This window comes from Paenibacillus sp. OAS669, assembly GCF_014873645.1.
Classification (GTDB): Bacteria; Bacillota; Bacilli; order Paenibacillales; family NBRC-103111; genus Paenibacillus_S; species Paenibacillus_S vulneris.
In genome coordinates, this window is sequence record NZ_JADBDR010000002.1 from 84,161 (window position 1) to 96,984 (window position 12,824).

The 12,824-nt window shown below is 50.2% G+C and carries 10 protein-coding genes; 9 read left to right on the plus strand and 1 reads right to left on the minus strand.

Annotation, left to right across the window (positions count from 1 at the left end):
- Positions 1 to 23 precede the first annotated feature (23 nt).
- The 4 genes from GGC63_RS05800 (at position 24) to GGC63_RS05815 (ending at position 4,043) form a co-directional block, all read left to right on the plus strand.
- Positions 24 to 1,037 carry an ABC transporter substrate-binding protein gene (locus tag GGC63_RS05800; protein WP_192701507.1) on the plus strand — a complete coding sequence of 338 codons (1,014 nt, stop codon included), beginning with the start codon at positions 24 to 26 and terminating at the stop codon, positions 1,035 to 1,037.
- Positions 1,038 to 1,082: 45 nt separating this feature from the next.
- Positions 1,083 to 1,874 carry an ABC transporter ATP-binding protein gene (locus GGC63_RS05805; RefSeq protein WP_192701508.1) on the plus strand — a complete coding sequence of 264 codons (792 nt, stop codon included), beginning with the start codon at positions 1,083 to 1,085 and terminating at the stop codon, positions 1,872 to 1,874.
- On the plus strand, positions 1,867 to 2,718 hold the full coding sequence (locus GGC63_RS05810) for an ABC transporter permease (RefSeq protein WP_192701509.1): 852 nt from the start codon (positions 1,867 to 1,869) through the stop codon (positions 2,716 to 2,718). Before GGC63_RS05805 ends, GGC63_RS05810 begins: the two co-directional genes overlap by 8 nt.
- 383 nt (positions 2,719 to 3,101) lie before the next feature.
- A complete protein-coding gene (locus tag GGC63_RS05815; RefSeq protein WP_192701510.1) occupies positions 3,102 to 4,043 on the plus strand; it encodes an aromatic acid exporter family protein in 942 nt (313 codons plus the stop codon).
- A 104-nt stretch (positions 4,044 to 4,147) separates the two neighbouring features.
- Here GGC63_RS05815 and GGC63_RS05820 read toward each other — a convergent pair whose 3' ends face one another.
- A complete protein-coding gene (locus GGC63_RS05820; protein WP_192701511.1) occupies positions 4,148 to 4,783 on the minus strand; it encodes a collagen-like protein in 636 nt (211 codons plus the stop codon).
- A 223-nt stretch (positions 4,784 to 5,006) separates the two neighbouring features.
- Between GGC63_RS05820 and GGC63_RS05825 the strand changes: the two genes are divergently transcribed.
- From GGC63_RS05825 to GGC63_RS05845, 5 genes are all read left to right on the plus strand, one after another.
- Positions 5,007 to 6,047 carry a YheC/YheD family protein gene (locus GGC63_RS05825; protein ID WP_192701512.1) on the plus strand — a complete coding sequence of 347 codons (1,041 nt, stop codon included), beginning with the start codon at positions 5,007 to 5,009 and terminating at the stop codon, positions 6,045 to 6,047.
- A 281-nt stretch (positions 6,048 to 6,328) separates the two neighbouring features.
- Positions 6,329 to 6,895 (plus strand): outer spore coat protein CotE, encoded by a 567-nt coding sequence (locus GGC63_RS05830; protein WP_079909073.1) that lies wholly within the window; start codon positions 6,329 to 6,331, stop codon positions 6,893 to 6,895.
- Positions 6,896 to 7,037: 142 nt separating this feature from the next.
- On the plus strand, positions 7,038 to 8,477 hold the full coding sequence (locus GGC63_RS05835; protein WP_192701513.1) for a putative amidoligase domain-containing protein: 1,440 nt from the start codon (positions 7,038 to 7,040) through the stop codon (positions 8,475 to 8,477).
- 74 nt (positions 8,478 to 8,551) lie between these two features.
- Complete coding sequence (gene mutS / locus GGC63_RS05840) at positions 8,552 to 11,326, plus strand: DNA mismatch repair protein MutS (protein ID WP_192701514.1); 2,775 nt, start codon at positions 8,552 to 8,554, stop codon at positions 11,324 to 11,326.
- A gap of 42 nt (positions 11,327 to 11,368) precedes the next feature.
- On the plus strand, positions 11,369 to 12,823 hold the full coding sequence (locus GGC63_RS05845) for a S41 family peptidase (RefSeq protein WP_192701515.1): 1,455 nt from the start codon (positions 11,369 to 11,371) through the stop codon (positions 12,821 to 12,823).
- Position 12,824 lies beyond the last annotated feature (1 nt).

Genomic DNA, 12,824 nt, shown 5'->3' on the forward strand with positions numbered 1-12,824 from the left:
AAAACAGATGGAGGGACTTGCCTATGAACAGGAAAAGATGGAGTGCGGCCATAGCCATCCTTCTTGCGGCCGCTATGACATTGACCGCCTGCGGGCCCAAGAAGACCGAAGAGGTGACGAAGGTGCGGATCGGAGAAGTTACAAGGTCCATATTCTACGCACCGGAGTATGTAGCGATCGCAAAAGGATTTTTCAAGGAGCAGGGGCTGGAAGTAGACCTGACCACAACGTCCGGCGGGGATAAGACTATGACGACGCTTCTTTCCGGGGGGATTGATGTGGCGTTGGTCGGTTCAGAAACGTCGATTTACGTACAGCAGCAGGGCAGTGGCGACCCGGTTATCAACTTTGCCCAATTGACTCAGACGGACGGTACGTTCCTTGTGGCGCGCAAACCGCAAAGCGGTACCTTTGACTGGAACACATTGAAAGGCAAGACGTTTCTGGGTCAGCGTAAAGGCGGTATGCCGCAAATGGCGGGTGAATTTACTTTGAAGAAGCATGGCATTAACCCGCAGAAGGATCTGAATCTCATCCAGAACGTGGATTTTGCCAATATTCCTTCCGCTTTTGCTTCGGGTACGGGAGAGTATGTGCAGCTGTTTGAGCCCCAGGCTACAGTGATAGAAAAGGAAGGAAAAGGGTATGTTATTGCTTCCTTCGGTGTAGAAAGCGGCAAATTGCCGTATACCGTCTTCATGGCGAAGAAAAGCTTTATCGATAAAAACAGCAATACGATTCAAAAGTTCACCAATGCGATTCAAAAAGCGCAAAATTGGGTGCAATCGGCCAGCGTCGATGAGATTACCGACACGATAACTCCGTTTTTCCAGGATACCGATAAGCAAATTATAAGCTGGGTCGTCAAGCGCTATAAAGATCAGGGCTCATTCGCTGCCGATGGCATTATCGACGAGCAGGAATGGAACAATTTGCAGGATGTGATGGAGGCTGCCGGAGAATTGAAGCAGCGTGCGGATTATAAAACACTGGTCAACAATCAATTCGCTGAGAAGGCGAAGCAGTCGGTGAAGTAATGATGCTGGTTAGACCAACTTGTGATTCGGGAGGAGGGGTATCATATGCAAGCCGTTGTGGAGCTGGATGGGCTATCTCATGTATATGTAAACGGCCGCGGAGCGACAATGGCTCTTAAGGAAATCAGTCTGCATGTGAATCAGGGGGAATTCGTCAGTATAATAGGCCCCAGCGGCTGCGGGAAGACAACGCTGCTCTCTTTGATCAGCGGGCTGTTGAGGCCGACGCAGGGGAGTGTGCGCATATCCGGGGAGTGGATCAAGCAGCCGTCCCCCAAAGTAGGCTACATGCTGCAGCAGGACTACTTGTTTCCATGGCGCACCATATATGAGAATGCATCCATTGGGCTCGAACTAATGGGAAAGCGTGGAGCCGACTCCAAAGCAATCGTCATGGAGCTGCTGGATGACATGGGGTTATCGGACTATGCGGACAGCTACCCTCAGCAGTTATCCGGGGGCATGCGGCAGCGAGTGGCTTTGGTACGGACATTGGCGACGGAACCGGACATCCTGCTGCTCGACGAGCCGTTCTCCGCGCTGGATTATCAGACCAAGCTGCAGCTGGAGGATCTTGTTGCCGTTACGCTGAGATCGCGCAATAAGACGGCTGTGCTTGTCACTCATGATATTTCCGAAGCGATAGCGATGAGCGACCGGATCATCGTGATGCAGCCTCGTCCAGGGAGAATTCGCGCCGCAGTGGAGGTTCCAGGGCCGATACGGACGGCTTTGCCGCTGAAGGCAAGAGAGGAAGCCGGATTCCACGATCTGTTCCATCAGCTGTGGGGGCAATTCGAAGAAATGGATGCGGACAGGAGGGATTCGAATGAGTGAGATAACTCCATTTAACCCGTCTTCCGGCGGTGTCAACGATGAGCAGCTGACCCGGCGGGAATATAAACGTTATCAGGCACGGGCACGCAAAACAACTAGGCAGGTTCGGCTTACCCAATGGACCTTATTGCTGCTATTTATGGGATGGTGGGAAGCCGCCGGACGATTGCAGTGGATCGATACGCTGCTGTTCAGTTATCCGAGCCGGATCGGTGCGCTTCTTTACACCAAGCTGTTGGATGGTTCCTTGCTGCTGCATGTGGGAGTAACCCTGTGGGAGACGATTGCCGGCTTTCTGTTAGGAACCTTGTTCGGTACAGCCATCGCTACCTTGATCTGGTGGTCTCCTTTTCTTTCGCGGGTTTTGGATCCCTATATCGTTGTTTTAAACAGCTTGCCGAAGGTGGCTCTAGGTCCCTTATTCATCGTAGCATTGGGACCCGGAGTGCTATCCATTATAGCGACCACCTTGTCTATAACCGTTATTATTACGATTTTGACGGTGTATGGAAGCTTCAAGGAGGTTGATCCCAACTATACGAAGGTGATCCGAATCTTCGGAGGCAATAAGCGGAAAGTGTTTCAGCATGTCATCCTGCCGGCTTCCTATCCGACCATCGTTTCCACGCTGAAGGTGAACGTCGGTCTCTCATGGGTCGGGGTGATCGTTGGTGAATTTTTGGTATCGAAGGAAGGCCTCGGTTACTTGATCATATATGGCTTTCAGGTGTTCAATTTCACCTTGGTTATCGGCAGCGTCATTATTATTGCGCTTGCGGCAACCGTGATGTACCAGGGCGTTGCCTACCTGGAAGGCAAGCTGATAGGGAATAAGCGGCGCTAGTCTTCTTTAAAGCTTCGAAAGGAGCTTGGTTGTTGAAAAAACTATCGGAAAAATGGTGAAAGGTGAAAGGTGGGGTATTCCCTGTAGGAGCGATAACGATCGCCTTTGTTCTCGGAAAATCACCGCTATAAAGCGAATATAATCAAAGTTTTCCGAGAACAACAGCGACCGTAAGGGGATACCCCACCGAGGTACCGACGCGATTTTTTCAGAACATCAGGTTTTTCAACGGAATCAAGCTTCGAAAGAAGCTTTTTTTCCTCCAGTTCCTTGGACAAGCGCTGCTCACGAATCATTGGCGGGTATTTTTGCCTGAGATGGGGAAAACGATAAGAAGAGCCATATTCGATCAGAATGGCAAACGATTGAAGAGAGGTTGTTCTATGGGTATCCGCGTCATCAAAACGGCCGTAGCCGTTCTTGCCTCGATCTATATTGCCCAGTGGTTCGGGGTTCGATCTCCGTTATCCGCCGGCTTGCTGGCTATTCTGGGTGTCGATGTGACCAAGAAGAAGGGCTTGCGAACATCCTTTCAACGCATTGCCGCCTCTCTTGTCAGTGTAACCTTATCGTCTATCCTTTTTGGCGTGTTAGGATTTGAGGTATGGGTCATCAGCTTATGTATCCTAATTTTATATCCGATACTTGTCCGATTAAGGTTAAAGGAAGGGGCCGTAACAAGCTCTGTCGTCATGTTTCACATCTTTTTGGCAAAGCCGATCACGATTGATCTCATATTAAATGAAGTCGCCTTGCTGCTGGTCGGGCTGGGTACGGCAACCCTGATCAATATTGTGTATATGCCACGGGAGGATAAGCAGCTGCACGCAATCAGGAAAAGGCTGGATGAATGCTTGTCCGGCATTCTTATGCAAATCTCTATGCATTTAAAAGATACTGATTATATCTGGAGCGGAAGCGAGCTATTGGAAGCGCAGGAATTGCTGGAGCAGGGGCTTGAAGCCGCTCGTCGTTCCACGGAAAATTCTTTGTTTCAAGAGGAGTCGTTGTGGACGTCTTATTTTATTATGAGAAATGAACAAATGGATTCCATAGACCGCATGATCCAGCTGGTAGCTCAAGTGTACCAAACCTTGCCGCATGGAGAGCTATTGGCCGCCGTGTTTGAACGGTTAAGCGAAGATGTCAAGGTAGACTATTACACCGGGCGATCCGAAAAGGCCATGGAGTCATTAATCGGAAGCTATAGACAAATGCCTCTCCCGCTCAGCCGCGAGGAATTCGAGGTGCGATCAGCGCTGCTGCAGCTCATGATGGAGCTGAAAGCATTCCTCGGCGTGGCCAAACGGGAGAAGAAGCAATGAACCGCCGAAACTATGAAGAAGGCGTAGATTACATAAAGCGGGAGATTGAATGAGGGGGAGGAAGGTAAACCATTCTACTCTCCCCCTATTCAACAATTGTCTGATTAAGCTAGTTTTTCAATAACAATAGACGCACTTACAACAGGCGTGCCGCCACCAATTGTGCTTTGCAATGTCAAGGCGCCCATGTTATCAATCCGATTCAACGTTAAGGTTCCGCCGGCAGTTAAGGTTGCAACAACTTGACCTTGATAAGGCTGATTGCCTGCGCTAGTACCGTAATTGCTGCATGGTACCAAGGTTGCCGGTGCAGGACCTGCTCCGTCCGGGTCAAAAAATAATCCGAATGCATTGTCTCCCGGCGTAGGGAATACTTCCCAGCTAATGTTATAAGTCCCGGTTTCCAGGATGTTGATGGTTGAAGGCGACGTGAAGCTAATTGCTGTGCCGGTTACGATGGGATTATTAAACGTTACGGCTCCTCCTTGACCACCCGGGGTTGGTGCTGCGGCAACAATCTGATCCACGGTGCTGCACAGGAAAGCAAACGATGCTATTCCTCCGGCAGGCCCTGGAGGTCCTGCTGGTCCAGTCTCACCAGTCGGTCCCGTTGGCCCCGTTGGTCCGGTCTCGCCAGTTAGTCCCGTCGGCCCTATGGGTCCTGGAGGCCCTGGAGGTCCTGCTGGCCCCTGAGGTCCTTGGGGTCCTGGAGGTCCGGGAGGTCCCGGTAATCTACCCATATTAATCACACTCCTCAATTATTTCCAAGCGGCGACTGTCAAGGCAGGGCGAAGATTCCCTAGCATCTATCTAGTCTAAGAACAACGTATTCAACAGGAATGGATTTGGTGCGAAATCTATGTAAACGCATATTTTCTCACCCATTGTATTGTTGTCCATACCTTTCCTCTCCGGCGACATACATTAATTTACGACTCTCTTGGGACAATGAGGAGGAAAGTGATGAATAAGACAACCGGTTATGTCGGAATTCTGGTTGCAGGCCGTAAGCAAAGAAAGTATATGCTGAAGCAATATCTTGACAACAATGCTTCTAATATGAAGCTTTATTGTTTCACACCCTCTTCCATTAACTGGGGACAGAAGAGAATCGTCGGGCTTCACCGATTGAACGGCAAATGGGTTGATGCCCACTTTCCCTTTCCTCAAGTTGTTTACAATCGTTGCTACAACAGGGATTCCAAGCTCATCGAACGTCTGGAAGCCGTCATAGGACGCAACAAATGCTTTAATCATATCAATCGGTTCAACAAGCATATCGTTTCTAAGAAGCTAAGCCGGTGGCTTGCTCCCCATTTGCCGGAAACGGTTCTATATGATAAGGAAATGGCCGTGCATTTTTTGGGGACCCACAGACATCTGTATTTTAAACCTTGCTTCGGAAACAAAGGGAAGGGGGTTTATCGCGTAGAGCTGAAGAATTCAGGGGAAATCGAGATCGGATACCATCATTATACACCGCATATTATAGTAGGTGATATGGCGCAGTTTCAAGAAAAAATCCAGCAGCTTCTTGGTTCAACGCCGTATGTTATGCAAAAAGGAATTCATGTAAAACCGCTGGGAGAGCAGACCTTTGATATCCGCGTGCTTGTCCAGAAAAATAAATCGGGTCAATGGGCTGTTACGAATGTGGTCAGCAGAATCGCGCATAAGGGCTATTTTAATACAAGTATTTGTGAGAACGTATGTTTATCGCAAGACGTACTTACACAGCTATACTCTCCTGAAGAGATGAATGCTATTCTATGTTCTATCTACGATACCAGCCTGAGAGCAGCGGAAATTCTGGAGATAGACGGCAGGCATCATCTAGCGGAGCTTAGTGTGGATTTCGTGTTGGACAACGAGGGACATGGCTGGATCATTGAAGTGAACGGCAAGCCATCCAAAGATTTGTACGATGGGATTCATAAGCGGTATCGAGTGTATAAACGGCCTATGGAATATGCAAAATATTTGTCCAAACATAGGTCCAATTGAAGAGAGTAATCCACTTCCCTTTTCTATAAAAGGGTTTCTTTGTTTTAGGGGAGCGACAGTTAGCAAAAAGAATGTCCCTTGAGACAGAAGCATAGGGGAATATCTTCATGATGAAAGAAGGAGGGCAAGACGGGGGATTTTGTTGAAGAGATTTCAAGCTTTGAAAGGCATTTCATAATGAATTTACGAATAATATTAATTCACGTGAATTTGTTTTATCAACATTTGCCTATGTCCTGCATACAATTGTAATGAATGATTGTATGGAGGAGGTTGAAAAGATGTCAATAGATAAAGATTTGCATTACAGAGAGATCTATACGAAGGCTGTCTGCGGCAAAGGTCGTAAATTTTCGCAAGTAACGAACACGGTCACACCACCTCATGCTCCGACGAGTATTTTGGGTGCTTGGATCATCAACAACCAGTATGATGCGGTGAAGTCCGGAGATCACGTGGAAGTAGTGGGTACTTACGACATCAACATTTGGTATTCGTATGATAAAAATACCAAAACCGATGTTGCGAAAGAAACGATTTCTTATGTGGAAGCAGTGGGTCTTTCTTATCTCGACAAAAAGCACAGACCGTCAACGGCCGAAGTCACGGCAATGGCCACTCAAGAGCCGAATTGCGTGGAGGCGAGCATTTCCTCAAGCGGCGACAGTGTCATCATTCGCGTGGAGCGCGAATTCAAGGTCGAAATGATCGCGGAGACCAAGATTTGGGTTGTGGTGAACCCTCATGGCAGCGATGATTACGAGGACAAAGCCGTAGACTTCGACGATGCGGAGGATGGGGATTTCGAGGATCTGGATCCTGATTTCTTAGATGACGATTTGAACTGATTCCTGATTTCATTATATGTAGCTGAAGTTCATTTCGGGAGAGGGCGTCAGCCCTCTTTTTTGTTTCAAAGGTTGTTCGCCTAAAAAATAGGCATGAGTACAGCGGGATGGCATAGGAATCCCCCAAAGGAGGCTGCTAATCATGGGTGTATATATCCTGCATTCTAATGAACCGACCTTGCATTTGCTTCTGGAACGAGTCGAGGTTCCGCACGGAACGAGATTGGCAGCTTCTTCGGAATCCGCCTGTGTCATCCACTGGGGCTGTTTTCACGCGGAAAAATCAGGCCGAAGCGTTCTGCAATCGGTCAAGTATATATTACGTGCTTCCAATCCGAGGAGGGCGGCAGACATTCTGCAGCTTCACGGAATTCGTATGGCCGACGGGGAGGAAGCCGGGCAGCTGCGGTTTACCTATGAATTTCTTATCCCTGTCTTCCATCTTCAGGCGCTTGCGCTGTTTCAAAAGTCGAAGGGCGTGTTCATCGGCATGCCCCATCCGCTGAATCAGCAGCGCGCGACGGAATTTGAAGAGGTGGGGAGCGAGACCTCCTCCTACCACGGGATGAGAGCGAAGCGGGAGGCCATCAAGAGCATCTATGCATTGGGTCTGGATTATGGCGTTGTAAAAGTAGGAGTTCGTCCTGGAGGCGAACTAATCATATTGGAAGTTTCGGCTGTCCCCGAGCTTACGGAGAGGCTTGCCGAGCTGTTTGCCGATGCCATTAACCGGTATGCTAAGGAATTGGAGACCAGCTCCGATAAGCATGCCGATGAGGTTATGGTGGGGGCAGACCCGGAGTTTTTGCTTCTCAATGCTCAAGGTAAGGTCATTTTTGCTGACAAATTCATGGACAAAGAAGGTCCCATCGGCTGCGATGCGATCGTTCTTCCGAACTTTCGTAAAATCTATCCTTTGGCAGAGCTTCGTCCTGAGCCGAGCAAGGATATTAGGCAGGTCGTCATGAATTTGCGCCGTACGATGCAGCTGGCGGCAAGAAGCATCAACGACGGCAATTTGCATTGGGTCGCGGGAGGGATGCCGGTGAAGGGCTTCCCTCTTGGAGGGCATATCCATTTCAGCGGTGTTAGATTGAGCAGCGAGCTGTTGAGGGTGCTGGATAATTATTTGGCTCTGCCGATTGTCCTGTTAGAAGGAGAAACGACGGGAGGAAGAAGGCCGAAGTACGGATTTTTAGGGGATTTTCGCAGGCAGCGCCACGGCGGTTTCGAATACAGGGTTCTGCCAAGCTGGGTCATATCTCCGACGGTGACCAAGGGGGTATTGGCGCTTGCCAAGCTCATTGCGGATCATTACCAGATGCTTCAGGCAAGACCGCTTTCCGAGACGGATGTGCAGGAGGCCTATTACAAAGGCGATAAAACGCGGATTCGCCCTTTAATCCCGGCATTGTGGAGCGATCTTATGAGACTGCCGGGTTATCGCAGGCACGAGTCGTATATTGCTCCTCTCAAATCGCATTTATTGAAAATGAAAGCATGGAATGAGCAGGAGGATATCCGCCCCAAATGGAAAATCGGGCCTTTTCAGAGAAAAGAAGAATCGTCTATTAATTCGTGATATAATAGGGAGCAAGCTAGTAGAAGCAGCTTACATAAAGCAAGTCAGAGATGAAGTAGCATGGAGGAACGAGCATGGCCAAATATACGCCGATGATCGAGCAATACCTCAGCGTCAAGGCCGAGGTGCAGGATGCTTTTTTGTTTTTTCGCCTAGGCGATTTTTATGAAATGTTTTTTGAAGATGCGGTGAATGCCTCCAGGGAACTAGAAATTACACTGACCGGAAGGGAAGGGGGAGCCGAGGAACGCATTCCCATGTGCGGCATTCCCTATCATTCGGCAGATAACTATATAGCCCGGTTGATAGAAAAGGGGTACAAGGTAGCGATTTGCGAGCAGGTGGAGGATCCTTCCCAGGCGAAAGGCGTTGTGAAGCGGGAGATCGTTCGCATTGTGACTCCGGGAACAGTGATGGATTCAAGGCTTCTGGGAGAGTCAAGCAACAATTACATGGTGTCGGTGACGGAAACCGGACACGGCATGTACGGCTTCGCGGCCTGTGACATTTCAACGGGCGAGCTGTTTGTGACCCGCTTGGAAGGGACGCTCTCTCTTGTTGCCGATGAGATGAATGTATATCATCCCTCGGAGCTCCTCGGAACGCCGGAGCTGCTGGAGCGGCTCAAGGAGCACATGTCCGCCTCAGCGGGACAATCGCTGGTCATCACTCCTAGACCTGGCGGCAAGGTACATAACGGCATTCAGCTTAGTGATTTTTTTGCGGCTGAAGAGCTATCTGCCCTTCATAAAGAGGGCCAAGCCTGCGTGGAGCAGCTCATGCTGTATCTTACAGAAACGCAAAAGAGATCCCTTGTGCATATCAAGCACATCCGGGTCTATGAGCCGAATCAATATATGATTATGGACCCGTTCACAAGACGGAATCTGGAGCTTGTGGAGACGGTTAGAGACCGGACCAAGAAGGGGACGCTGCTGTGGCTCCTGGATAAAACGATCACGGCTATGGGCGGCCGTCTGCTGCGCAGGTGGATCGAGAAGCCGCTCATGAGCGAATCGGCGATTCAGGAAAGGCTTGAGGCGGTGGACAGACTCTATCATCAGCTGATTGTCCGCGATGAGCTGAAGCAGTCCTTGAAGGAAGTATATGATCTGGAGCGCCTGGTGGCCCGCATTTCCTACGGCAGCGCGAACGCAAGAGATCTGCTCGCGTTGAAGTCATCGCTGCAGCAGGTTCCGAGGCTTAAGCAGGTGTGTGAAATGTCGGGCTCCGAGACGCTGACGAAGCTCACCTCAAGAATGGACCCCTGCCAGGATGTCATGTCCTGGATTGAAGAGGCCATAGCGGAGGAGCCGCCGGTATCCGTTAGAGACGGCGGTATGATTAAGCCGGGCTACCATGCCTACCTGGATCAGCTTCGCGAAGCCAGCACGAACGGGAAACGCTGGATTGCAGAGCTGGAGAAGCAGGAGAGGGAGCGCACCGGCGTCAAGTCGCTTAAGATCGGCTATAACAAAGTGTTCGGATACTACATTGAGGTTACGAAAGCGAACTTGTCCTCCCTGGAGGAGGGGCGCTATGAACGCAAGCAGACCCTCGCTAATGCGGAGAGGTTCGTCACCCCGGAGCTGAAGGAAAAAGAAGGACTTATTCTCGAAGCTCAGGAAAAAATGGTGGATCTCGAATACGAGCTTTTCATGCAGCTGCGGGACAAGCTATCCGCTCACATTTCAGGGCTCCAGCAGCTTGCCGAGCTGATTGCGACGGTAGACGTATACCAGTCGCTGGCAGCGGTAAGCGCGGCGAACCGTTATACGCGTCCTCAGATTGGAGAATTTTACGAACTTCAAATCCAAGAAGGACGGCACCCGGTCGTAGAAGCCGTCATGCAGGACGGCGTGTTCATTTCCAACGATACGAAGCTTAGCACGGATGAAGGGCATATGCTGCTGATTACCGGACCGAATATGGCAGGAAAAAGCACCTATATGCGTCAAGTTGCCATCATCTGCCTTATGGCCCAAATCGGCTGCTTCGTACCCGCCGAGTCCGCTAAAGTCCCGATCCTGGACCGAATCTTTACAAGAATCGGTGCGGCTGACGATTTGATAGGCGGTCAGAGCACCTTTATGGTCGAGATGATGGACATTCAGGTGATGACGGAGAAAGCGACGGACAAAAGCCTGGTCATCATCGACGAGTTAGGCAGAGGCACCTCGACAGGGGAAGGAATGTCCATTGCTCAGGCAGTCATCGAATACCTGCATGATCGCATAGGCTGCAAAACGCTGGTGTCCACCCACTTTCACGAGCTCGCTCATCTCGAAGACACACTGAAGGGCCTGCGGAACTGCTGCATGGCCGTTAAGGAAAGCGGACGGCAGGTCACCTTCCTGCGCAAGCTGATTCCGGGGGCCGCGAGCACTAGCTACGGTATCTACTGCGCCCAAATTGCCGGGCTGCCTAACGGCATCATTGACCGTTCCTACGAGCTGCTTCACGCTTTTGAAGCGCGTGCTGACCTGGTACAAGGCCATGCACAGGCGGCTGCAGCCATGGAGGATGCAAGGGATAAGGCACCGGTAACGCAGGGGGATAGCGATCACTCTTCACATGAACCGGCAGCTGCGCAGGAATCGCAAGGCGTTGGCGAGAAGGCGGATTCATCTGTGATACCTGCACTGACTCCGGCCGAGCAGGTTAAAGAGACCTCCTACGTTCAATTAAGCCTGTTTCAAGAAGCGCAGCCGGTGTCGGACAAGTCGAAGAAAAAGACGGACCCGCGAATGGAGCAGGTTGCAGAGCAGCTGAAAACGGTGGATTTAATGAATATGACACCGATGATGGCCATGAACTTTTTATATGAATTGAAAAAACAATTATCATAAAGCTCTAAATTCCAGTTTTGTATCTTGAAAGGATGAATGTCTATGAACAGGATCGGCAACCGATCCATGGTACGGCGCACCGCTGCTGCCCTAATCTCTCTTTCCTTATTATTTCCAACCGTTCCTACGGTATTTGCCGCCGACAAATCGGATGCCGATACGACACGCCTGACCGAAGTGCTGGATCTGATCGAGCAAAATCATGTCAGTGCCCCGAGCAAGCAAAAGCTGACCGATATTGCGATTCAATCGATGGTGGAGTCCTTGAATGACCCTTATACTATCTATTTCACACCAGAGGAACTGAAGCAGTTTCAAAATTCGTTGGAAAATAATTACGTAGGCGTCGGAATCCGCGTTCGGGCGGAGGACAATAATGCCTATGTAACCGAGGTGTTCGACGGTCCTGCGCAGAAGGCAGGGATGCTTCCCGGGGACAGAATAACCGCTGTAAACGGCGAGTCGGCCGAAGGGTTAAAGCTGGATGATGTCACCAAGAAAATTTTGGGACCGGAAGGTACAGCTGTATCTGTTACGGTGGAGCGCAATAAGCAGTCTCTGGTCCTTCAGATGACCAGACAAACGATTCAGGTGCCTGTCGTCACCCATAAACGGTTCGATCCGGGGGTCGGATATATTCGCGTCACCGGATTTTCAAGCGAAGCCGACGAGCAGACCGCTGCCCAGTTGGCCGAGCTAAAGCAGCAGGGAATCCAGAGTCTGATCCTGGATTTGCGAGATAATCCGGGCGGCCTGGTCGAGTCCGCTCAAAATATGGCCAGACTGTTTGTAAAGGAAGGCGTGCTGATTCATACCAAAGATAAAAACAATGTGGATACTCCGGTCAAGTTCTCCAATGGGACAACCCAGCCGTTCCCTCTGTATATCCTGGTCAACGAATACAGCGCCAGCGCTTCGGAGGTTCTGACGGGAGCCTTGCAGGATTACAATGTGGTGGCCAAAGTCATCGGCAAAAAGACGTTCGGCAAGGGAAGCGTTCAGTCCGTCTATCCGCTCTCTAGCGGGGGCGCGTTGAAGGTGACGATAGAAGAATACTTGACGCCGAAGCTGCGCAAAGTGAACAAAGTCGGACTGAATCCCGATGTAGAAGTCGATGGAGAAGTGCCGCAGCTCATTACGGCGCTGCATGAGGCAGGCGTTAACAGCGTGAATGTGGAGCTGAGCAAAAAAGGCGTATCCATCAACAAGATTGACGTAGAGGACAGCTTTAACGTTGTTCGTGACAACGGAGAACTGTATGTTCCTTCCAGATTGCTTAGCTCACTGTTGAACGCATCGATCCAATGGAATGCCGAGCAGCAGGCGGTTGAGGTGTCCGTGAATGATTCGAAGCATACTTACAGCACCGCAGACGGTTCGCTTCTGCTTCATAACGGATCCAGCTATTTGAATGTGAACCGCTTTAAGCAGGACTTTCCGGAGCTGAATTGGTCCGATACGGACGGTCAAGTGGAGTTAAGCGTTACTAAGGGGTAAT